We start from the raw sequence: 21,983 nt of genomic DNA, 5'->3' as shown, positions 1-21,983 counted from the left end.
GTTATTCTGAGGTTTGTTCGCGGCCTAATAATGCCAAAGCAGCTTCTTTTGCCGGTTTACCCTCATACAACACTTGGTAAATTTGCTCGCAAATAGGCATTTCAACATTGTGCCGTGCCGCGAGCTGGTGTACTTCTTTGGTGTTACGGTAGCCTTCAACCACTTGGCCGATTTCTGCAATGGCATCATCAATGCTTTTGCCAGCACCTAATGCCAAACCAAAGCGGCGGTTGCGCGATTGATTATCAGTGCAAGTCAGCACCAAGTCACCCAAACCAGCCATTCCCATGAAGGTTTCAGGTTGTGCACCTAGTGTGCTTCCTAAGCGACTCAGTTCTGCTAAACCACGAGTAATCAATGCCGTTCTGGCATTTGAACCGAAGCCTAAGCCGTCAGCTAAGCCAGCCCCAATTGCGATAACATTTTTAACTGCGCCGCCAAGTTGCACACCGACAAAATCATTGTTTTTGTACACTCTAAACGAGCGCGAGCAATGCAGCATGTTAGCAAAATCAGTTGCTAACTGGGCGTCAGTAGACGATACCGAAATGGCAGTGGGCAGCCCAGCGACCATTTCTTTGGCGAATGTAGGGCCTGAAACGACCGCCAAAGGTATAGTGTCACCGAGTATCTCACGGGCGACATCTTGCAATAGTCTGCCATTCTCTGGATCAAGACCTTTGGTCGCCCAAATAATTCTATGCGCGGGTGTCAGCATGGGTTTAATTTGGCGTAGCAAAGCCGAAAAGCCGTGACTTGGGGTTACGATAAGTAAATCATTATTCTGGCTGACCGCTTTGTGTAGGTCTGCTTCAATCGCTAGTGGCTCAGGAAATGTTGCGCCGGGTAAGTATTTTTCATTGCATCTGGCAGAAGCCATGTGCTGCATTTGCTTTGGGTCTCGCCCCCATAGGGTGGTGGCAACGCCATTTCTGGCCAGACAAAAAGCAAGGGCGGTGCCATACGACCCCGCCCCTAACACTGAAACTGTTTGTTTCATTGGCTAAGTACTTACGCGTCTAACTGCGTAGGTGCTTGCTCTTGAGCTTGTTGAGCCGCACGTTTTTGCATGTAAGCTGCAAAAATAGCGTCAAAGTTAACAGGCGCAAGGTTAAGTGGAGGGAAAGTACCACGATTTACTAAGTTAGAAATCGTTTCACGAGCATAAGGGAAAAGCGTATTTGGGCAGAAAGACCCCAACATGTGCGCTTTGTTTTGCTCAGGCATTTCGCCTATTGCGAAAATACCCGCTTGCTGTACTTCACACAAAAAGGCTGTTTCTTCACCTAACATTGCCGTTACGGTTACAGCCAAAACGATCTCGTAGACATTTTCTTCAATCAACGCGCTACGTGTGTCCAAATCCAATTGAACTTCAGGTTTCCACTCTTTTTGAAAAATCGCCGGAGAATTTGGCGTTTCAAAAGAAATGTCTTTGGTGTAAATGCGTTGAATTGAGAATTGAGGTCCCTGAGCGGCTTGTGCTGCTTCTGCTGGGGTTGCTTGGTTTTCTTCAGCCATTATGCTTCCTTAAATTTTCTGCTTATGCAGAAAGTAATGTATCTAATTTATTTTGTGATTCTAACGCGAACAAGTCATCACAGCCACCTACGTGTTGCTCACCGATGAATATTTGTGGCACGGTTGAGCCACCGTTAGCGCGGGTGATCATCTCTGGACGAAGTTCAGGTTGAACATCCACTTTAAACTCTGTGTACGTCACGCCTTTTTGCTCCAATAGGTCTTTGGCGCGGTGGCAGTAAGGACAATGTCCTTTGGTGTAAATTTCTACTGTATTCATGATAAATATACCTCTTTGTTTATTTGCTAATAGGAAGACTTGCGCCTTGCCAGGCGTTCATCCCACCTTTAAGAACGGATACCTGCTCAAAACCTTCCTTAAGCATTTGGTTTGCGGTACGTTTACATGTCATTCCCATTGCACACACAACAATAATGGGTTTGTCTTTTTGTTTTTCAAGGCCAGTAAAATCGCCCTTTGTTACCTGTTCGGCTTTAATTTGTTTCGCGCCTAAGATATGGCCTTTTTTAAATTCAGCAACCGGACGAATATCTAACACCACGGCATCTTCTTTATTCATTAAAAGTGTTGCTTCATGGGTGCTAAGCTCTTTTAGTTTTGAAAATGAACCGGCCACTGTGGAGTAAAGTAAAGCTACTAACAAAGCGACGAATAAACCCGCTAAAATGTAGTGATTTGTCGCAAATTCAATCACTTGTTCCATAATTATTGCGCCTCATAGATGCAGTCAAGGTAAAAAAATGAGTGCAAAGTATATAGAAATTATTGTCTAAAACCAGAGGCAGAGCGCAGGCTAGCCATAACTTATAAAATAAGGTTTTGTAATCGCGCGAGTTTTTCCTGTAATTGGCCGTGACGCGCCGCCGCACACAGGATAATATGACGTCTGCGATGGTAAAGTGTTTACTTTCACTTTGTATTCTACCCATCTGCCCCCAAGTTTACTTTTTACAATCTTTTTAGCGGAGACAAACATGAGCCAAGGCAAAAAAACGTTAGCCCTTATTATTATGGATGGATGGGGTCACAGAGAAGACACCACCAATAATGCTATTGCCAGCGCAAATACACCCGTGCTTGACCGCTTGACCAAAGAAACCACTAACACCCTTATTTCAGCGTCCGGTATGGATGTTGGTTTGCCTGGCGGGCAAATGGGTAACTCAGAAGTGGGGCACGTGAACTTAGGTGCTGGGCGTGTGGTATATCAAGATTTCACTCGCGTGACAAAAGCTATTGAAGACGGCGACTTTTTCGAAAACGAAGTGCTGGTTAACAATGTAGACAAAGCCATAAAGCAAGATAAAGCCGTTCACATCATGGGACTGCTTTCACCAGGTGGCGTGCATAGCCATCAAGAACATCTTTTCGCGATGATTAAATTAGCCGCTAAGCGCGGGGCAAAAAAAATCTACTTACACGCTTTCTTAGATGGCCGAGACACGCCACCGCGCAGTGCTAAAGACCCTCTTGAAGCCGCAGACAAACTATTTGCAGAGCTAGGCGTGGGTAAAACCGCCACATTAGTAGGGCGTTATTACGCAATGGACCGTGACTCCCGTTGGGATCGTGTTGAAAAAGCCTATAACGTTATCGCCAAAGGTGAGGGAGCATTCAATGTCGAAAGCGCTGTTGAAGGCTTAGAAAACTCTTACAGCCGCGAAGAAAACGATGAATTTATGCAACCTACTGTTATCGGTGATGCTGCACCGGTTGAAGCGGGTGATGCCTTAGTCTTTATGAATTTCAGAGCTGACCGCGCCCGTGAAATAAGCCGCCCATTTGTTGAGTTAGATTTTAGTGACTTCGACAAAGGTGAGCATATCGATTTAAGTGCCTTTGTGATGCTAACTCAATATGCCGAGAGTATTGATGCACCTGCGGCTTATCCCCCAGTTGCCTTGGTAAATGTAATGGGCGAGTGGTTAGCCGACCATGGTAAAACTCAATTGCGCATCTCTGAAACAGAAAAATTTGCTCACGTAACGTTTTTCTACAGTGGTGGTAAAGAAGACTTATACGAAGGCGAAGAGCGCATTTTGATCCCTTCACCTAAAGTCGCCACTTATGATTTGCAGCCAGAAATGAACTCAACCGAGTTAACAGATAAGTTGGTTGCAGCGATTGAGTCAGGCAAGTTTGATGCGATTATTTGTAATTACCCTAACGGCGATATGGTTGGCCACACAGGTAACTTTGACGCCGCAGTAAAAGCCTGTGAAGCCGTTGATACTTGTATTGGTCGCGTAGTGGCGGCGATTGAAAAAATTGGCGGTGATTGTTTAATTACAGCCGACCATGGTAACGCTGAGAAGATGGCTGATGAAGCGACCGGCCAAGCTCACACCGCACATACCAGTGAGCTTGTACCGTTTTGGCATGTTGGCCAGAAAACCACAGCGCGTGAAGGCGGCACATTGAGCGATGTTGCCCCTACCATGTTGCATTTAATGGGAATGGAGCAACCCGAAGAGATGACGGGCAAGCCTATCGTTACTTTGGTTAAGTAACTCCTTTGCTGCCATTGTTGTTATGGTTGAAAAACAAAAAAGCACCATGCTTATGGTGCTTTTTGTTTGTCTGTTTGTTGCCAAGCCAAACGTTTGCGCAATCTAAAGACGAGCTACAAGCATTACAAGAGCAGATAAAACGAAAGCAACAACAGGTGGCTAAGCAACTCGCCAAAGCGAAAAGCCTGCAAGCAGAGTTAAGGCAAAGTGAATTAAAAATTGCCAAAGCAGCCACTGCACTCAATACAACAGAGAAAGAGCTTAAAGCTAATCAGCAAGAACAACGCGCGTTGAAGAAGCGCCAGAGCGAAATCAAACAAAAACTTGCTCAGCAGCAAGATATACTTGCCAAGCAAATACGCAGTGCATTTATGACAGGCAATCATGACTACGCCAAAATGCTACTCAACCAAGAAAACCCGGCAAAATTCGAACGTACCATCACCTATTATCAATACTTGAACAAAGCTAGACGTGAGCTAATTGACGAATTTCGGCAATTAGGGGACGAGCTTACTCAGGTCAATCTGACCCTGATTGAAAAGCAAGATCGTTTGCAAAACCTACTTGATCGTCAACAAGCACAGCAAGCCACGCTTACCCAAGAACAAGCCAGTCGAAAACAGACATTAAGCAAAGTGCAGTCAGCAATAGAGAGTGACGCGGCTAAAATAGAAGAGTTACAAGCAAACGAACAGAATTTACGCAAAGCAATTGCTGAAGCTGAGCGCCTTGCAGCCCAAAAACCAACAAGCTTTGACGGTTTGGCAAAATTAAAAGGCAAACTTTTAAAACCCGCCGACGGTCGAGTGCGCAAGTTATTTGGCACCAAGCGGCAAGGACAAGTGCGCTGGAAGGGGGTCATTGTTGAAGGTAACGAAGGTAGTAATGTTATCGCTATCCATCATGGTAAAGTCTTGTATGCTAATTGGTTGCGCGGTTTTGGTTTAGTGATTGTGCTTGACCATGGTAATGGTTACATGAGTTTGTATGGTCATAATCAAGCGTTATTGCATCAAGCAGGGGATACGGTTACTGCGGGTGAGCCTATTGCTCTGGTAGGTCAAAGTGGCGGCCAATCTTCACCTAATTTGTATTTTGAAATTCGCTACAAGGGCGATCCCGTCAACCCTACGCAGTGGATAAAGCACTAAAGGATAGTATTTAGCATGCCAATTTTTTCAAGCCGAGCTATGTGTATTGCGGCGTTGTTAACTCTGATACCTGCCATGCCAGCCTTTAGTGCCCAAATTAGCGCCCAAACTAGTGGCCAAATTAGTGCCCAAATCGCGATTATCATTGATGATGTAGGGAATAACCATCATCGAGATGCGGCAGCCTTAACGCTACCGGTAAACGTTGCGATATCGATTTTACCCCACAAGCATTTTAGTCAAAAATATGCCTTGTTAGCTCATGAGCAACGCAGAGAATATTTGCTGCACATGCCAATGGAATCCATGGCGGGGCTCAAGCAAGAAGCCAATGTGCTACTGGCCAGCATGAATGACAAAACAATAGTGCAAACACTACATGCTGCTTTTGCTAGCGTGCCTAATGCGCTGGGTATGAACAACCATATGGGCAGTCGCCTAACCCAATTAGAAACACCCATGCGTACCACCATGGATTATCTGCATCGCCACGGACTCATTTTTGTTGACAGTCGAACAAGCGCGCAAACCCAAGCAGAAGCCATTGCCAAACAACAGAACGTACCAGCACTGCGCAGGCATGTATTTCTGGATAACGTTTTAGCGGAAGACAAAATAGCCCTGCAATTTAATTTGCTGGTCAGAAAAGCGCGCAAATATGGGCGCTCAATAGCGATTGGTCATCCTCATAAGCAAACCATTGCATATTTGCAAAAAAGACTACCAACCCTAGCACAAGAAAATGTACAGCTAGTCCCTCTCAGTGCTATGTTAGCGCCTCAGCTTAACAACGCTAACCCCAACATATTGGCCAGTAGCGTAAATAATTTACGTTAACCCACTTTTGAAATTTTCTCGCTTTAGGAGCTAAGCATGGCAGCTGCAAATTTACTGGCATTAATTGATGACATCGCCACTATTTTGGATGACGTGGCAGTACTGTCCAAAGTAGCAGCCAAGAAAACGGCAGGGGTGTTAGGAGATGACTTGGCACTAAATGCCGAGCAAGTGTCGGGCGTGAAAGCAGAACGGGAACTGCCAGTTGTGTGGGCCGTGGCCAAAGGCTCTTTTCTAAATAAGCTGATTTTGGTGCCCTCAGCATTACTCATTAGTGCGTTTATTCCTTGGCTTATTATTGTACTGCTGGTCATTGGTGGCTTGTATTTGTGTTTTGAAGGATTTGAAAAAGTGGCCCACAAGTGGCTGCACAGCAAAGAAGAGCGTGAAGCCGAACACCAAGCAAAACTCAATGCCATCGCAGATCCGAAAGTGGATTTAGTCGCCCTAGAAAAAAACAAAATTAAAGGTGCTATTCGAACTGACTTTATCTTATCTGCTGAAATCGTCGTGATTGTATTAGGGACGGTTCAGGCTGAACCTCTAAGTACCCAAATTGCCGTGGTATCGGCACTTGCCATTGCCATAACCATTGGGGTTTACGGACTTGTAGCAGGGATTGTGAAACTCGATGACGCCGGTTTATACATGCTGCGTAAATCCGTGTCTGGTTCATTTAACGCAATTCAGCGTTTTATTGGACGAAGCTTATTGATCATTGCGCCGTTACTGATGAAGTCTCTAGCCATTATTGGTACAGCCGCTATGTTTCTTGTGGGTGGTGGCATTGTTGTACACAGTATCCCTGCTATTCATCATGTGGTGGAAGGCATTATTCACCCACTTACGGAACAAGGCGGGGTAGTAGCGGCCGTGTTGCCTGTGGTGGCTGAAGGTATCGTTGGCATTATTGCCGGTGGCTTAGTCTTGTTAGCTGTGTCGGTTGTAGGCAAAATAATCAAGGCTATTCGCGGCAAATAGGCCTGTGTAAACATTGCAGCTTCGTTGTGTTTTTTACCCATAGTTCGGGGCTGAAGTGAAGTAAATCCCCATTTAGCCAAGCAGCTGATTGCCACAGATTATCACTCGACTCAGCTACGGGTGAGCGCTGTGACTGCTTGTCAAATAGCACATCATTTTAGGAATCTTTCTTGCTTCTCTATGGTTTTGAATAGACTTTTCACAGGTCTAAACACCGCAAGGAGGACTATCCTATGCCATATGACAACCATAAAGACTTACCTGAAAGTGTACAAAATGCCTTGCCACCTGAGGCCCAAAGTATTTATCTAGCGGCATTTAACAATGCGTGGGACGAATATAAAGACGCTGATGACAGACGCGGCAATCAAAGCCGAGAAGAGGTTTCCCACAAGGTAGCATGGTCAGCGGTGAAGCAGAAATACCACAAAAACGACAATGATATGTGGGTCAAATCGTCTTAGCGATAACAAGCACTGAGGGCTCTAAATTGGTGTTTAGCGCGTTATATCCAAACGTGATGTTAAGGTATTGTTAAATTTGATGATTTGTCACATTAGTATGATATACCCTGTTTAGCTGAATAAACAAACCATGGGGCAATCATGAATAAAACCAACCAATTGCTGTTAGCCTGCGCCGCGAGTGCCTTACTCGCCCAAAGCGCCCTAGCTGACATACGCACCACTAACCCTAAAAAAGTGGGTATGTCAAAAGCGCGCTTAGAGCGCATTGAGCCTGCTATGCAAGCCTTTGTGGATGAGCAGAAACTGGCGGGTACATTAACGCTAGTCGCTCGCAAAGGTAAAGTGGTGCACGTTGAAGGTGTAGGCTATCGTGATCGCGAAGCCAAAGCGCCGATGTCAGAAGATACCATCTTTCGTATTTATTCAATGACAAAGCCAATTACGGCGGTTGCCGCATTAACCTTGTGGGAACAAGGCAAGTTTCAGATGAACGACCCTGTCAGTAAATATTTACCAGAACTGGCAAACCTAAAGGTTTACGCAGGTATGGACGGTGAAAACATGGTCCTTGAAGACACAAGCAAGGTCATGACCATCAAGCAATTGTTTACCCATACTGCGGGGTTTAGCTATGGCTTTACACAAAGCCCAGTGGACAAACTGTATCAACAGTCTGCGCTTTTTTCAGGTCAAATTAAACGTCAAGATTTGCTCAAAGAGGTAGCGAAACTGCCTCTTAATCATCAGCCCGGCAGCAAATGGAATTACAGCATAGGAACCGACATTATTGGTATCTTGGTTGAGCGTTTATCTGGGCAAACCTTAGGTGCGTATTTTGAACAACACATTTTTGAGCCATTAGAAATGGACGACACCGGCTTTTATGTGCCAGAAGACAAACAAAATCGTTTAGCGCAAATCTATGTGATAAATCAACAGGGCCAGACCGTGCCTATGGAAAATGAACCGCTAGGGGATTACTTGTCTGCACCTGAAATTGAATCGGGTGGCGGCGGCTTAGTGTCGACCATAGAAGACTATTATACCTTTACCCAAATGTTGCTAAATGGTGGTGAGTACCAAGGAAAACGTATTCTGGGACGTAAAACGGTGGAATACATGCGAACCAACCATTTGCCGACTAGCCTAATCCCATTTGAGCCGTCCTCTACGGGAGAAGGCTATGGCTTAGCCATGTCGGTTACGGTTGATGAACAAGGCGCGAATACCATGGGATCTGCGGGAGATTATGGTTGGGCGGGTGCGGCATCTACTTACTTTCGAATTGATCCTAAAGAGCAGATGATCGTGATCTCAATGACCCAAGTCATGCCATCTAGTTATTTCTCGTACAATAAAGATTTCAAAAATATAGCGTATCAAGCTTTGATAGACTAACAAGGCGAAGCCTGCGACAAAATATCAAGCCACTGTTTTTAGCAGTGGCTTTTTTATATGCGTTTATGAGTGATTTTTTCCGTTACCTAGCCCATTTTTACCCTATAGCGACTTAATATCGTCAGGCTGTTCACCATGGATAAATTGGAAATGTGCATATTGATAAAATGCCCATTCGCCCGCATGACCTAATAGATAACCAACTCAAGAGCACAACATTATTCGCTTTTGATGACAATTTTAATCAGGCGTAATAATTGCAGACGTCCTAAGTTAATAAAGCAAATACAAAGCGAACACCAAGAGTAAGCAACGAAAGGCGGCAATATGAAAAATGAAATGGACAGTAAGTTTATCCTATCGATATTTGAAAAAATTCGCGAAAACGGTGAAAAAAAAGGGGAAGGTTACTTTCTGGGGGGCATAACCGCCTTTAGTGATTATGACGGCTACACCATTTTCATGGAAGACCAGTTAGTAAAACTGCGCTTTGGTTTTCATAACCAATATCATTTTGATTATGAAAAAGATGAACACATGGAGCAGTTTGAAAAGAAACTCAACGCGATTAACACTGACTATTAACCTATGTAGGCTTGCAGGTTAGAAGGCTTGCGCTTGTGCGCCTTTATTTAAGCCACTTTTGCAATTCGGTTTTTAGCTCAGCCAAAATAATAGGTTTTGACAGATAGGCGTTCATGCCTGCGCTTAAGCAGGCTTCTCTATCGCCTTTCATGGCATTTGCCGTTAATGCAATGATGGGCAGCGTTGAGGCGTAGTTACTATGTAGATTGTTGCGGATTTTGCGGCTGGCTTCATAGCCATCCATTATCGGCATTTGGCAATCCATTAGGATAAGATCAAACCCTTTGTCTGCATCCTCTAACGTGTGAATGGCTTCTTGGCCATTTTCAGCGACTTGAACACTACAGTGTAGCTTCTTCAACATTTCAATCACGACTTGTTGATTAATAAAGTTATCTTCAACCAATAAAATATTCGGGGTTTGAAAGTACTTATTGAGCAGCTTTACATCAGGCTCTTCTTGAACTGCCTTTGCCGGAGAGCTGCTTGACAGCGCACCTGAAAATGCAGCCCCTAATGAAGCGGGTTTTACGGGCTTAGCAATATAACTGACTGGGCCTGAAAGTTGACTTGCTGTACCGGTTTCTAACCAGTCGTGGGGTGTCATTAAAATAACATGCAGCTTGGCGAATTGATCATTGCTACGAATAGCTTTGGTCAGTTCAATACCGTTGATGCCGGGTAGGCTGGTGTCGATTAATGCGACATCAATTTTAGCGCTACTCAATTGCTGCTCGCGTAAACGTTTTAAGGCGAGTGAGGCATTTTGTGCGTGATAAACTTGAATATTCTGTGTCGTTAACCACTGACCCAAAATGGCACTGAGGGTAGGGTTATCGTCTACCACTAACACCTGCAGCGACCTATCCAGTTCAGGAAACCACGGTGTACTTGTGCCATGCCCGCGGGAAAAGGCTTCTAAAGCAATTGTAAACCAAAACGTAGAGCCTTGTTGCCATCGGCTGCTTACACCAACGGTACCACCAAGTAACTCGCTGAGTTGTTTACTAATGGCGAGCCCTAAGCCTGTGCCGCCGAAATTGCGAGTGGTGGACGAATCAACCTGCATAAATTTTGAAAATAAGGCTGCTTGATTATCTTCATGTATACCTATGCCGGTATCGATAATACAAAACTTCAGCTGTTTTTCGCCATCAAGCGTAATGCGTAAAATAATCTCCCCGTGATGGGTGAATTTAATCGCATTGCCCAGTAGGTTGTTCAGTACCTGCCTGATACGCCCCGGATCGCTTGCTATCCATTGGGGCACATCTGGGTGTAAATCAAAAATCAGCTCAAGACCTTTTTGTTGAGCGCGACTCGCAAAGGTATCGATAATATTGCCAAGCAATAAATGCAAATCAAAATCGATAGACTCAATGCTTAATTTACCCGCCTCAATTTTAGAAAAATCCAATATATCGTTGATCAGCAACAGCAGTGATTCACTGCTACTGTGGACTAGTTCAGCAAAGTGTCGCTGTTTTTTGGTTAACTCGGTGGCTAACAGTAAATCGTTCATGCCCACAATGCCATTGATCGGCGTGCGGATCTCATGGCTCATATTGGCTAAAAATTCGCTTTTGGTGCGACTGGCTTCTTTAGCTTGCTCTTCAGCCTTTTTCATCTCGGTGATATCTTGAAAAGCGCCGCGCAGAATAACAGGCTCATCATTTTGATATTCGGCATAGCCCACCGCTCGCACCCAAATGTGCTTTCCTTTGGCGGTGATAAAGGGGACTTGTAAATCCCATCTATTGCCGTTGGCAATTGAGCTATTAATCGCCTCTTCTACCACAGGGCGAGCTTCTTCAGGGTAATATTCCATGGCTTTTTCTAAATCAACTTCAGAGCCAATAGGTAATTCATGGATGTGATAAACCTGATCTGACCAAGTCACCTTATTGCTGTTCAGGTCTAGCTCCCAGCCTCCTAGTTTCGCCATTTCTCCTGTGGTTTCTAATAGATCTTGTTGGCGCTGACGCTCTTTTTTGAAGCGTTTTATTTGGCTAATATCTCGAGCAACTAACAGGTAGCCTTCTAATGTGTTCTCTGGAGAAAATATTCCAGTAACTGCCACTTCCATAGGGATTTGATAATCGTTTTTAGTGACAAATGTCCATTCGTTCTCATCCACTTCACCCTGTGATGCAAGGTAGAAAAACGCCTCAAGAGGGTGTTGAGCGTGTTGACTGGATTGGCTGGCAAACTTGAGCAGCTCTGAGCGCAGCATAAATTGTTGAATATTCGCGTCTTGTTTTAATTCGTTTTGCCCATAGCCCAACACGGTTAAGGTGGTTTGATTACAGGTTAAAATTCGCCCGTCGGCGTCGCACGACACCATGAGCAAGTGTGCGCTATCAAGAATGGCTTTTTGGATTCGGTTGGCTTTAAGCAAGGCGAGCTCGGCATTTTTTTGCTCGGTAATGTCACTTTGAATGGCAATAAAGCCGCTGAATGCACCATTTTGAAATGTGGGATGACTGTTGATTTTAAGCCACAACGGCGAGCCGTCTTTGCAGTAATTTAAAATTTCTACGTTAAAGCGTTCTCGCTGGGCAACCGCTTGGCGCATTTGAGCAATACTCTCAGGGCTACTTTGTAGCCCCTGTAATATATGGCCTGGATTCTTGCCTTGTACCTCCTCAAGGTAGTAGCCGGTAATGCGAGTAAAGCCTGGATTAGTCCATTTTATATTTACGTTTTCATCTGTGATCACAACGGCGTTATCAGTTTCTCGTAACACCTTAATCAGTAGTTCGTTACTGTGTAAGCCGTTTTCTAACCATTTTTGTTGTTGCTGCTGTGCGCTAATGTCGTAATTAACCCCAATGATTTTCGATACTTCCCCATTGGGGCTGCGAACGGGCCTCGCAAAAGCACGAATATGCCGTGTGTCTCCCAAAGGGGTAACGATACGAAATGCGATATCAAGTTTTTCAATATTGGTTAACGACTGAGTGAGACTTTGTAATGCATCTTCTTTATCTTCTGGGTGTAGCAAGTCGCTCCAATCGTTCAAGCTGCCACTAAATCCGCTTGGGTCGCTGCCGTGCAGGATAAACATTTGCTCATCCCAAATGAGCTTCTGTTGTTCTAAGTTAAACTCCCAAACGCCGATTTCAGCAACGGTGGTGGCAACGTTGATACGATGAATAATGTCGTATACTTCGTTACTTGTAGGCGGGCGAATATTACTTGGGTTTATAGTTAAAACGTATGATGGGTCGGTATCAAGCCATGCAACAGGTTTAACGCTCACCTCAGCAATAAGATGCTCGTTGTTTAAAATCATACACTTGAATATGTCATTCAGCGGTGCGCTGTCTTTGGCTTCTGCGTAAAACAAATGCTCATCGAAAGGCTGATGCTTATCAGAATAAAAATTTTCTAATAGCTGACTGACCAACATGGTTGTGATGGTTTGAGCGTCGTACCCAAATAGCGTACAGGCAGCGCTGTTCGCAAACTGTATATGTTGGTCTTTGCTGATATGTAACGAGGCGCTGTTTACGGCTTCAAGACCACAATAGTAAGCGTCGAGTACGTTAGGTTGCGGCATTTAATTTCCGGTTATTCAAAATGTTTTAGCGTTATCAGCAATACTGAATGTCATCAATTTACGTCACTTTCAGTATATATAGATTAATGTAAATGAAAATATATACTCAGTTAATTAGCAATCAGCCTTTAGTCGATTACAATACCGTCCTTTTTGTCCACCGGAGCCACCTTTGAGCCCATCTGTTGTTGAAGCCCCTAAATTTTCTGTTAGCTTTTTTCATCCAAGATTCTGGTTAACTTGGCTCAGTATTATACTGCTCTACACCATTTCATGGCTGCCTTATGGCGTGCAAAGGTACATCGGAAAAGGCATAGGTAAGTTATTATCTGTGCTGGCAAAAAAACGGGTGCAAATTGCTAAACGTAACTTAGCCCTGTGCTTTCCTGAATATACGCCTGAACAACGCGAGAAAATGCTTAAGGCCAATATAGACAATGCCGGTATGGCGGTTTTAGAAGCGAGCATGGGGTGGTGGTGGCCCACGTGGCGTATCAAGCGAATGAGCGAGTTTGAAGGGTACGAGCATATTGAGGCTATTTTAGCCAAAGGAAAAGGCGTATTGGCTTATGCTATTCACAACATGAACCTAGAGTTTGCAGTACGTGTGGCTGGGCTGCGAAACCCTTCGGTGGCGTTTTATCGCAAGCATAACAACCCCTTAATGGAATACATGCAATATCACGGTCGCAACCGCTCAAATAAATACATGGTGCACAAGCGTGATGTACGCGGGTTGATTCAGGCGCTAAATGAAAAAGAGGTGTGTTTCTATTTACCTGATCAAGATTATGGTCGAGTCAAATGTGAGTTTGCGCCCTTTTTTGCAGTGGACAAAGCCGCGACGACAACCGGCTCTTTGTTGTTCGCCAAAGAAGCAAATTGCGAGACGGTCTTTCTTGCATCCATTAGAACCGCAACCGGTTATAAAATTAAAGTGCTACCAGGACTGGAGAATTTCCCCTCTGGTGACGATAAACTAGATGTAGCACGGATGAATAAAATGGTAGAAACGCTGGTTTTAGAAGCACCAGAGCAATATTTATGGATGCATAAACGCTTTAAAACGCGGCCCAGTAAAGATGAGCCATCACTTTATGATTAGTCACATAAGACGATTAACCCACCGTAAACAAAACGGTTAATTTAGGTAATAAGCAAGTAATGAAACACAATCCCAGTGAATCGACATCGTTTGCTTGGTGGCGACACGCGCTATTAGCGCTGGCGCTGATTGTGATTGCGATCTTCGTTATTGTGTTGCAGCAAATAAACATTAATGCACCTATCCCTGAAGGCGGAGAAGGGCCAAAGTCTGTGTCACAGAATATGACTGATTTTTACGCCGAGTATCGCCTGTCTTCTCGCCATCCACGAGAAGAAAATATTGGTGACTTTGTCAATGTGGTCAATATGTCAGACAAGCCCTTAGGCGAACGGTTGCGCAAAATGGAAAGCCTGCAAAAGCCACTACCGGCTAACTGGGTCGGTGAGTACAAGCACCGCTCCTTTAAGGCTGGTTCCACCTTGAGAGACAGTATTATCACGTACGCCCAATCTGAAGGCATGCAGGTGATCTGGGAGCTTAATCGTGACTTTATTATTAAGCACCCATTTCAAATTGATAATTCCATCGTCGGTAGCTTAGATGAAATAGCCAGAGCGATTGATAGCAACTTTGACGGTACCGTCAAAGCCTATGTATGTCCTAAGCAGCGCTCACTGGTGATCACCGCGGTTAACAGTGAATACTTACAAGATAACTGTAAAGTCGTTCGCTAATCTTAACGTTAGCCGCAACCAAAGCCTTATAAGGTTACTCCGCAAATATCTGCTGCCATATACGCACTACGCCTTCGCGCAAAGCGCTAAACTCACCGCCATCTGGGGCTTGTTCTACTTGCTGAAGCACTAATCTGTGATTGGTGTTGCGATAGGTTAAGTAAGCCTCGGCTAGTAGTTCGGTGTCTTGTGAACTGAGAAGCTCGCTGGCTTTTAATTGGTGTAAAATTCGCACATTATCAGGCCACTTGGTCAGCGCGGGAAACTCCCACGCGTAAGCCAATACATAATATTGAACGATAAATTCGATATCTGCTATTCCACCACTGTCTTGTTTCAAATCGAATCCAGTTTTTGAGGAAGAGCCTAAATGCTTGCGCATTTTTTCTCGCATTTGCGTGACGCTTTCCTGCAGTGGTTTAAGGTCACGTTTTTGCGCAAGTATTTGGTGACGCACCACTGAAAATGCTTGAGCAAGGTTCGGGCTACCTACAATAAAGCGCGCCCGTGTTAGTGCTTGATGCTCCCAAGTCCAGGCGGTTTGGGTTTGATATTCACTAAAGCCATCGATATGACAAACAAGTAACCCAGCGCTACCCGATGGGCGCAAGCGCATATCGACTTCGTACAGATTGCCTGATGCGGTTTTGGTATTAAATAGGTGTAAAATACGTTGTGCGAGTTTGAGATAAAATAAACCAGATTCAATAGACTTAGGGCCGTTTGTTGCTGCTCTACTGGTACAATTGTGCAGAAATACAAGATCAAGATCTGATCCGTAACCCAGTTCATAACCGCCCAGTTTTCCGTAGCCAATGACCGCAAAACCTCGGCTGAGCATATCGTGTTGTTCAGTTGGGTCTTGTGGATAGTCTGGCTCACCGTATTTTTCGGTCATTTGCTGCCACGCCAAGTTCACCACTTGGCGAATAATACTTTGGGCAAGAAAGGTCAGATGATCGCTGACTTTCATCACAGGTAACACACCAGTGGTATCTGCAGCGGCAATTTTAAGTTGTTGGCAAAGCTTAAACTGCCGTAGGGCTTCCATTTGCTGTTCTAAGTCGGTCTCGTCTACGCGCAACATTGCCAATCTGAGTTCAGCGTCATACTCAGTTAATTCTGTGGGGTTAACCAGTTGCGCTGGGTTTAGCAATTCATCAAGCAACAGAGGAAAACGGCTTATTTGGTCAGTCACCCACGGGCTGGAAGAACACAAGCTGACTAATTGCTTCAATGCTCCCTGATTTTCAAACAACAAATCCAAATACGCTGTACGACCATAAATAGCGCGAAACACTTGTAAGCAGCGGTTCAGGCTTTGACTCGCCGTATCAGGAGATTGCTGCAAAATGATCAACAGCAACTGTGGAATGAGCTTATTCAGAATGTTCTCGCCCCGCTGTCCAATTCGACTAGCGCTTAAGCTGTCAGCAAACTCCCCTAAGGCATGGCTAAAGGGTTGAGCCTGTTCTTGGTTAAGCCACTGTCCGAGCAGCTCTTCACGCTCCTCAGTGGACAACGGCAATAACCATAAGTCTTCTAATGGCGAAAGCGCATCGTCGTCTTTATCCAATTCAGGTGCGGCTTCTTCGCCAATAAGCAGTAAAAACTGTTCGTGAATAACACCGGTATGTTCTGCCAGTTGAGCACTAAATTCTTGGTAATCCTTTAAACCTAATATGGTACACAGGCGCCGTTTATCTATGTCGTTATCGGGCAGTACCTGGGTTTGTTTATCATCGAATTGCTGCAAGCAATGCTCTACCTTACGCAGCCACAAGTAGCTTTGCTTTAAGGCTGTGGCGTCTTTGCTTGGTAAGATCTCCATGTCGATCAGTAGCTGTAAATTGTGCAGTAAGCCTTGCTCTTGCAGTGCAGGTTCGCGCCCACCACGGATAAGTTGCAAACTTTGAACGATAAACTCAGCTTCTCGAATGCCCCCTTGGCCAAGTTTGATATTGTTACTTAGTTGGCGTCTACGTACTTCTTTTTTTATCATCGCTTTCATCTTACGTAGCGAGTCAAGCGCGCTGTAATCTAAATAACGGCGGTAAATAAACGGCCTAAGTATGTCAGCAATTTCTGGATAGTAAGTGTCATCAGGGTTGAGCACACGGCCTTTAACCATGGCGTAGCGTTCCCACTCTCGGCCTTGCTCTTGGTAGTAATCTTCCATGGCGGCAAAATGCATGACTAAGGGGCCACTTTCTCCAAAGGGGCGCAGGCGCATATCGACTCGATACACTTGGCCGTCTACAGTAATTTGATGCAGCGCGGTGATGAGCTTTTGCGCCAATTTGGTAAAGAACTGCTGGTGTTCAATAGACTTTCGCCCACCTTGAGTCATGCCTTGCTCTGGATAAGTAAAAATCAAATCAATATCAGAAGAAAAGTTTAGCTCTCGCCCGCCTAGCTTACCCATGCCTATGATGTACATGTGCTGTTCCCCTAGCTCCCCCATTGGCAAGCCAAAGCGCGCAGATAACTGAGTGCGCAGCCACAAACTGGCTTGCACAATAAGCGCTTGCGATAAAGCCGATACACGATACAAAGAATCTTCAATGGTTTGCGTATTGGTCACATCGGCTAGGGTAATACGGGCCATGTGCAGATGACGAAATAAGCGCAGGGTTTTGTGTAACTGATCTTCGTCGGTTACATCGCTTAAGGCAGATTTGAGCAACTCGGTGTAATCGGGCTCACTTGGCTGCTGGCTAAAAGGGGTCAGTAACTCATCGATAAATTGTGGGTGCTGAATACACTGGCGAGCGACAAAATCACTCAATGCAAACACCTGACAAATTTGCGCTTTGTGTACCTGCCATTGAGGGTTAAACGAGTGGTGCTCAGTCAGAGCTTGCCAATGGCGCTCGCCAATAGCCAGTAATTCAGGTGATACATTCTCGGTGACAGGAAACGTGTGCATAAACAGACCTATTAACGGGTTGATTAAGATGTGCCCAGTGCGTTACTCACTTAAGTTGCAACACATGTGCACAGCTTAGAAAATGCCAAACATATTCGAGTCAAAGGGTCACAAGTGACGCCAGCTTAACATCGAAAGGGCAGGCTAACTTACCACTGATTAATTGTATTTTTTTGGCTTTAGTGAGCTTTTTTACCCAGAGCTCCATTTTTAAAGCATCGGAGTGATCGACTAATGAAACCGCGTAGATCATCTTTAACGGGCCTTTGCCGCGCAACGCTTTCGCACATAAGGGACCACTGCTTTGATGTTGAGCAAAACGTTTGCTCAAGTCTTTACAAATCCCAGTGTAATAATGCTGATATTTGTTTTCAATAATGTACAAAAACCAAGGTTGCACGTCGCGTATAACATCCTATATGTGAAAATATTAAAGTTTCACATATAAACTCCAACCATAAAACAAAAACAAACCGTGTGGCACAAAGAATGAAGCACAAGCACATTGCCCAGGGCAAAGTAAATCAATGTAAAGTGTCACACGCTGGCTGAATATATAACCTCGCTCTAACCTATGACTAATAAATGTGATTGCTTTACAACCGAGTGAAAACAAACCACACTGGTTAGCCTTTGTTAGTGCCAGAGTTTGAACATGTTAGATACACTTGGATTTGCCCAGAAACAACGTCTCGCTTACATCGATTTTTGCTTGCTGTTCAAAGGGGCGATATATCGACAAGATTTAATCAATCGTTTTGAAGTGGGTTTATCAGCCAGCTCAAAAGATTTTAGCCTTTATAAAACCCTAGCCCCAAATAACCTTCGTTATCACACTGCTGAAAAGCGCTACTTTCAAACTGAACAGTTTCAACCGGTGTTTGAACATGATGCTACTCGTACCTTAGTTAAACTGGCGAATGATATTTCTGACGGCTTTGATGCCATTGGCGATGTAGATTACCCAGTTGAGTCACCGTCGAACCTAAACGTACCGAACATTTTTATTGTTGCGCGCTTGGTGCAAGCTATTTTGAATAAGAAAGCAGTCAGCGTGATTTATACCTCGCTGTCAAGCGGTTCAGGGGCCAGAGAGCTAGTACCGCACTCTATTGTGGACAACGGCTTGCGTTGGCATGTGCGTGCTTTTGATCGCAAAAGCCAAAGCTTTCGCGATTTCGTTTTAACGCGAATAAGCAAAGTGACGTTAAAAGAGTCAGGGAAAGAGAGCGAGCAAGCACCCGCAGATCAAGAGTGGCAGCGCCGTATCCCTTTACAACTCGTGCCTCATCCCAAAAATGTCAAACATGCCACAGCGATCGAAATGGATTACGGCATGGAAAATAGCCAACTGTTAATCAATGTTAGGGCCGCAATGGCTGGATATCTGCTAAGGCGTTGGAATGTTGATTGCACCGAACGAGGGGTACTTGAAGGGGCTGAATATCAATTATGGCTGCAAAATCGTTTTACGTTAAACAAGGTGGATAATTTGGCAATAGCATGTGAAATTTTAGCAGAATGAACTTTTGATTTCAGATTAATCTAGTAAAAACAATAAGTTATAGAAGTCGTCCAAATAAGAAATGTCAACTTCTCCGAATTTAAGTGAATTTTTGTAAAAAAATCCTACTATCAATGACCTTTTATAATAAGTAAAATCAATGGTTTGCAGTTAAATATTGAGTCCTAAACTATAGGCGAAAAAAAAGCTGCTTGATAGCAGCTTTTTAGCATTGAAGGTAATTTATGCAGATTGTTTTTTGGTATGTTTTCGATACTCGGTGTTAGCAGAGTCATTCCCAAATATCTCATCGAGTGACGATGTGCAAAAATGAAAATCGTCAAACAAGTGATCGTGATGGTCAGGCGCATAAATTGGCAATTTGCCTGACCATACATGTTCTACTAAATCATGTGTTTTGAGTTTGTATTTTGACAATGCTTTGTCATCGCCCCAAGCTATCAAAGCATTGTGACACTCTTCATCATTCGATGCATTCATCGGCAAGGACTGCTGTTTGATATCTCGAAATAACTCAATAACATCATCTACTCGGCTTGGCGAAACTTTGCTTGGTGAATTCACGTGCATTCGCCCCGGTATATTGCCTTCTCTGATAAGCGACTTTATTCGAGGCTCAGTTATTTTGAGTAGACTTGTGAGTTGGGGCCAAGTTAACTCAAGACACGCTTTATCTGGACTAGCGTTCAGGCGACGGTGCGAAGTTAGAACGAGATGGCTAGACTCCTTAGGTTCAACGCATTGAGCAATCTGGCTTTTTGACTGAGGATCAAAACAATCAAATACGTCGTCATTTGCAGCTTCAATTTTATTGAATAGTGCAGTTTGTGGCTCCCCTCCTACTTTTGACTGCCAGTGCGTAAGTCTGTCAATTTTTAGTTTCGCAATAGCCTCCTTTGAGTGCACTAACTGGTATGCATGCTCAATGTGGGATTCCAAATCAGGGACGTAGGTCTCAATATTTTGAAGCTTCTGAAAAGAAGCATCGAATGGTCGTAAGCCAACGTTTAGCTTTAGAATTATCCTCTTTATCAACTCCAATTTTTTTGAACCTTTCAGACTTGCCAAAGCAACTTGTGATTGTGGTAATTCAGCTTTAATTGGTGAAACGTCTTTCCACTTTAAGTCACAAGAAGTACAACCTTGATACAACCTAGCACTCCACGTAAAACTCTTCCCACAATTCGGACAGCTATTCCAAAGCTTACTCTCATGCTCATGGCAATGGGTCGCGTAATATAAATGCCAATCCGCTTTAAGATATCCATATTTCTTGACACATTTGGGGCAGATATTGGGGCGATTTACCAGAATGTGTCGAGAAGAAAGCCAATCAAGCATTTGAATCTCGTTTTCCTGATTAAAGTATTCAGCGAGCACCTCCGAGTCCATTCCCATTGAGGCTGATAAGACATGCAAAAACTTATTGTGCTCAGGTGTACCGACGACATAAATCCTTTTTGCGGATGCTGCAATTTCAAAAGCATTTACAAAATCCTTTAGCTGATCCCGCCCGTTACGAGATGCTAAACGAATGATGTAACCCTTAAATAACTCTCCGTGATAAGGCAAAGGTCGAAAAGGCATGCGTTTATTAAGCTGCTTCATTGATGTCTCCTTGTGTTGCTGACGCATTACCAATATAGGCATTGATCGTCTTACTCTTAACTGTGAATGGATTGAAATCGATATAGTTGTTCATCGATTCTAATCCAGCATATATGCGAGCAAGTGAATCTAAGCTTGGAGAAAAATCTGAGTCGTCTTCCATCTCAATATTTATTTCTAAAAAGAGATCTCTCAACCCCCGTGGTAGACCATTAGTTGCGACATATAGGCGGTCTAACAATTTAGTGTTGTTGAACTTAACACCACATTCGTTAAACATAACGAAGTTGAGACTTCTATTTTGTTGAGGCAAATATTCAGCGAAAGCAGTGGCCATCTCAGCGAAATCTTTCTTACTAAAATCATCGACACCATAGGGTAGCTTTGAGAACGTATATGAATAACGCAGGCGACTGCCTAATTCGTCGCTCATTGTGCTCAACATACTTGCTTTCTCTGTTCCCATGAACAATATAGGAATTAATGCTTCATCCATTAAAAGTTTTAGGAATGATAAAGCTGCCGAGTTTTTAGAATTTCCCTTTTTGGGTAAGTAGTCGTGAATTTCATCCACGATAATCAACTCTACTTTTAGCTCATTTAGCAAACGGAACAGACGATTTAACTTGTCGTTGTGCTTTCCCTGATTAGGTTTGATATCGCCTAATTCGTACAAAAGCTTTTGTATCATATCTGGTACTTTTGATTGTTGAGGAGCCGAAATCATCAAAACAGGCATTGTATCGTGATCGGCAATAGTGACTGATCGTGCCGTAAGCTCTTCTTTGAGCTTTTTGGCGAAGTGGGTTTTCCCCGTCCCTGCATCCCCCTTAATTATCATGCCTGTAGACTTGATCCCGTGATAACGCAGACCGCGTTTAATCATGCGCTCTGCGCCTACCAATTGCTCATTCCAGATTGCGAGAGATGCGAGTTGTTCTGCGCCGTTAAGCTCAGCGGTTGTATTGGCTACTGACATAGTAGACTCCTTATGTTGTGGGTTGTTTTGTGTATTAGAAATAGCTAATGACATATTGATGACCTCTTGTGGTTGATTTACCGTCTTACGGACTGTGTTGATAGATGTATTTGGCTGACTCAT

At 44.1% G+C, this 21,983-nt stretch carries 19 protein-coding genes; 10 read left to right on the top strand and 9 right to left on the bottom strand.

The window, feature by feature from the left end; genetic code table 11:
* Position 1 precedes the first annotated feature (1 nt).
* Genes gpsA through GCHA_RS02785 form a run of 4 tightly spaced genes read right to left on the bottom strand, consistent with a single transcriptional unit; the run spans position 2 to position 2,246 of the window.
* On the bottom strand, positions 2-1,000 hold the full coding sequence (gene gpsA / locus GCHA_RS02800; protein WP_007984806.1) for an NAD(P)H-dependent glycerol-3-phosphate dehydrogenase: 999 nt from the start codon (positions 998-1,000) through the stop codon (positions 2-4).
* 11 nt (positions 1,001-1,011) lie between these two features.
* Entirely contained in the window at positions 1,012-1,521 is a 510-nt protein-coding gene (secB, locus tag GCHA_RS02795; RefSeq protein ID WP_007984804.1) for a protein-export chaperone SecB, read from the bottom strand.
* A 22-nt stretch (positions 1,522-1,543) separates the two neighbouring features.
* Positions 1,544-1,801, bottom strand: a complete 258-nt coding sequence (grxC, locus tag GCHA_RS02790) for a glutaredoxin 3 (RefSeq protein WP_007984801.1) — start codon at positions 1,799-1,801, stop codon at positions 1,544-1,546.
* A 19-nt stretch (positions 1,802-1,820) separates the two neighbouring features.
* The gene (locus tag GCHA_RS02785) at positions 1,821-2,246 is read right to left on the bottom strand and encodes a rhodanese-like domain-containing protein (RefSeq protein ID WP_007984799.1); all 426 of its coding nucleotides are present in this window, start codon (positions 2,244-2,246) and stop codon (positions 1,821-1,823) included.
* Between the two features lie 271 nt (positions 2,247-2,517).
* On the opposite strand from GCHA_RS02785, the gene gpmI reads away from it, so the two are divergent.
* The 7 genes from gpmI (at position 2,518) to GCHA_RS02750 (ending at position 9,475) form a co-directional block, all read left to right on the top strand.
* Positions 2,518-4,053 (top strand): 2,3-bisphosphoglycerate-independent phosphoglycerate mutase, encoded by a 1,536-nt coding sequence (gene gpmI / locus GCHA_RS02780; RefSeq protein ID WP_007984797.1) that lies wholly within the window; start codon positions 2,518-2,520, stop codon positions 4,051-4,053.
* 62 nt (positions 4,054-4,115) lie between these two features.
* Positions 4,116-5,207 (top strand): murein hydrolase activator EnvC family protein, encoded by a 1,092-nt coding sequence (locus GCHA_RS02775; RefSeq protein WP_039992007.1) that lies wholly within the window; start codon positions 4,116-4,118, stop codon positions 5,205-5,207.
* A gap of 15 nt (positions 5,208-5,222) precedes the next feature.
* Positions 5,223-6,044 carry a divergent polysaccharide deacetylase family protein gene (locus tag GCHA_RS02770; protein WP_007984793.1) on the top strand — a complete coding sequence of 274 codons (822 nt, stop codon included), beginning with the start codon at positions 5,223-5,225 and terminating at the stop codon, positions 6,042-6,044.
* A gap of 36 nt (positions 6,045-6,080) precedes the next feature.
* The gene (locus GCHA_RS02765) at positions 6,081-7,025 is read left to right on the top strand and encodes a DUF808 domain-containing protein (RefSeq protein ID WP_007984792.1); all 945 of its coding nucleotides are present in this window, start codon (positions 6,081-6,083) and stop codon (positions 7,023-7,025) included.
* 233 nt (positions 7,026-7,258) lie between these two features.
* Entirely contained in the window at positions 7,259-7,489 is a 231-nt protein-coding gene (locus tag GCHA_RS02760) for a ChaB family protein (RefSeq protein WP_007984790.1), read from the top strand.
* A 141-nt stretch (positions 7,490-7,630) separates the two neighbouring features.
* The gene (locus GCHA_RS02755) at positions 7,631-8,890 is read left to right on the top strand and encodes a serine hydrolase domain-containing protein (protein WP_007984788.1); all 1,260 of its coding nucleotides are present in this window, start codon (positions 7,631-7,633) and stop codon (positions 8,888-8,890) included.
* Positions 8,891-9,217: 327 nt separating this feature from the next.
* Complete coding sequence (locus GCHA_RS02750) at positions 9,218-9,475, top strand: DUF3081 domain-containing protein (RefSeq protein WP_007984786.1); 258 nt, start codon at positions 9,218-9,220, stop codon at positions 9,473-9,475.
* A gap of 43 nt (positions 9,476-9,518) precedes the next feature.
* Here the strand turns inward: GCHA_RS02750 and GCHA_RS02745 are convergent, their stop codons facing one another.
* A complete protein-coding gene (locus GCHA_RS02745) occupies positions 9,519-13,037 on the bottom strand; it encodes a PAS domain-containing hybrid sensor histidine kinase/response regulator (RefSeq protein ID WP_007984784.1) in 3,519 nt (1,172 codons plus the stop codon).
* A gap of 172 nt (positions 13,038-13,209) precedes the next feature.
* Here GCHA_RS02745 and lpxL point away from each other — a divergent pair, with 172 nt between their 5' ends.
* Together lpxL and GCHA_RS02735 are read left to right on the top strand one after the other, a co-directional pair.
* Positions 13,210-14,142: an LpxL/LpxP family Kdo(2)-lipid IV(A) lauroyl/palmitoleoyl acyltransferase gene (lpxL, locus tag GCHA_RS02740; RefSeq protein WP_007984781.1), complete on the top strand. Its 933-nt coding sequence runs from the start codon at positions 13,210-13,212 to the stop codon at positions 14,140-14,142.
* A gap of 59 nt (positions 14,143-14,201) precedes the next feature.
* A complete protein-coding gene (locus GCHA_RS02735) occupies positions 14,202-14,819 on the top strand; it encodes a toxin co-regulated pilus biosynthesis Q family protein (RefSeq protein ID WP_007984779.1) in 618 nt (205 codons plus the stop codon).
* Positions 14,820-14,853: 34 nt separating this feature from the next.
* Here the strand turns inward: GCHA_RS02735 and glnE are convergent, their stop codons facing one another.
* Both glnE and GCHA_RS02725 read right to left on the bottom strand, forming a co-directional pair.
* The gene (gene glnE, locus GCHA_RS02730; RefSeq protein WP_007984777.1) at positions 14,854-17,748 is read right to left on the bottom strand and encodes a bifunctional [glutamate--ammonia ligase]-adenylyl-L-tyrosine phosphorylase/[glutamate--ammonia-ligase] adenylyltransferase; all 2,895 of its coding nucleotides are present in this window, start codon (positions 17,746-17,748) and stop codon (positions 14,854-14,856) included.
* A gap of 100 nt (positions 17,749-17,848) precedes the next feature.
* A complete protein-coding gene (locus GCHA_RS02725; RefSeq protein WP_007984775.1) occupies positions 17,849-18,148 on the bottom strand; it encodes a GIY-YIG nuclease family protein in 300 nt (99 codons plus the stop codon).
* 255 nt (positions 18,149-18,403) lie between these two features.
* Between GCHA_RS02725 and GCHA_RS02720 the strand changes: the two genes are divergently transcribed.
* Positions 18,404-19,273 carry a WYL domain-containing protein gene (locus GCHA_RS02720; RefSeq protein WP_007984773.1) on the top strand — a complete coding sequence of 290 codons (870 nt, stop codon included), beginning with the start codon at positions 18,404-18,406 and terminating at the stop codon, positions 19,271-19,273.
* A 222-nt stretch (positions 19,274-19,495) separates the two neighbouring features.
* Here the strand turns inward: GCHA_RS02720 and GCHA_RS02715 are convergent, their stop codons facing one another.
* Together GCHA_RS02715 and GCHA_RS02710 are read right to left on the bottom strand one after the other, a co-directional pair.
* The gene (locus GCHA_RS02715; protein ID WP_007984771.1) at positions 19,496-20,881 is read right to left on the bottom strand and encodes a TniQ family protein; all 1,386 of its coding nucleotides are present in this window, start codon (positions 20,879-20,881) and stop codon (positions 19,496-19,498) included.
* Entirely contained in the window at positions 20,868-21,983 is a 1,116-nt protein-coding gene (locus GCHA_RS02710) for a TniB family NTP-binding protein (RefSeq protein ID WP_007984769.1), read from the bottom strand. The genes GCHA_RS02715 and GCHA_RS02710 overlap by 14 nt, the downstream gene beginning before the upstream one ends.

This window comes from Paraglaciecola chathamensis S18K6 (assembly GCA_000314955.1).
GTDB classification, from domain to species: Bacteria; Pseudomonadota; Gammaproteobacteria; order Enterobacterales; family Alteromonadaceae; genus Paraglaciecola; species Paraglaciecola chathamensis.
Note: the sequence above shows the minus strand (reverse complement) of the source record. Positions and strands in the feature narration are given on the sequence as shown.

Coding starts and splice junctions, on each gene's coding strand:
- gpmI (WP_007984797.1), top strand. CDS start 2,518: ATGAGCCAAGGCAAAAAAACGTTAGCCCTTATTATTATGGATGGATGG.
- GCHA_RS02755 (WP_007984788.1), top strand. CDS start 7,631: ATGAATAAAACCAACCAATTGCTGTTAGCCTGCGCCGCGAGTGCCTTA.
- GCHA_RS02745 (WP_007984784.1), bottom strand. CDS start 13,037: ATGCCGCAACCTAACGTACTCGACGCTTACTATTGTGGTCTTGAAGCC.
- GCHA_RS02765 (WP_007984792.1), top strand. CDS start 6,081: ATGGCAGCTGCAAATTTACTGGCATTAATTGATGACATCGCCACTATT.
- secB (WP_007984804.1), bottom strand. CDS start 1,521: ATGGCTGAAGAAAACCAAGCAACCCCAGCAGAAGCAGCACAAGCCGCT.
- grxC (WP_007984801.1), bottom strand. CDS start 1,801: ATGAATACAGTAGAAATTTACACCAAAGGACATTGTCCTTACTGCCAC.
- GCHA_RS02710 (WP_007984769.1), bottom strand. CDS start 21,983: ATGAGTCAGCCAAATACATCTATCAACACAGTCCGTAAGACGGTAAAT.
- GCHA_RS02750 (WP_007984786.1), top strand. CDS start 9,218: ATGAAAAATGAAATGGACAGTAAGTTTATCCTATCGATATTTGAAAAA.
- GCHA_RS02770 (WP_007984793.1), top strand. CDS start 5,223: ATGCCAATTTTTTCAAGCCGAGCTATGTGTATTGCGGCGTTGTTAACT.
- glnE (WP_007984777.1), bottom strand. CDS start 17,748: ATGCACACGTTTCCTGTCACCGAGAATGTATCACCTGAATTACTGGCT.
- GCHA_RS02760 (WP_007984790.1), top strand. CDS start 7,259: ATGCCATATGACAACCATAAAGACTTACCTGAAAGTGTACAAAATGCC.
- GCHA_RS02735 (WP_007984779.1), top strand. CDS start 14,202: ATGAAACACAATCCCAGTGAATCGACATCGTTTGCTTGGTGGCGACAC.
- GCHA_RS02720 (WP_007984773.1), top strand. CDS start 18,404: ATGTTAGATACACTTGGATTTGCCCAGAAACAACGTCTCGCTTACATC.
- GCHA_RS02715 (WP_007984771.1), bottom strand. CDS start 20,881: ATGAAGCAGCTTAATAAACGCATGCCTTTTCGACCTTTGCCTTATCAC.
- GCHA_RS02785 (WP_007984799.1), bottom strand. CDS start 2,246: ATGGAACAAGTGATTGAATTTGCGACAAATCACTACATTTTAGCGGGT.
- gpsA (WP_007984806.1), bottom strand. CDS start 1,000: ATGAAACAAACAGTTTCAGTGTTAGGGGCGGGGTCGTATGGCACCGCC.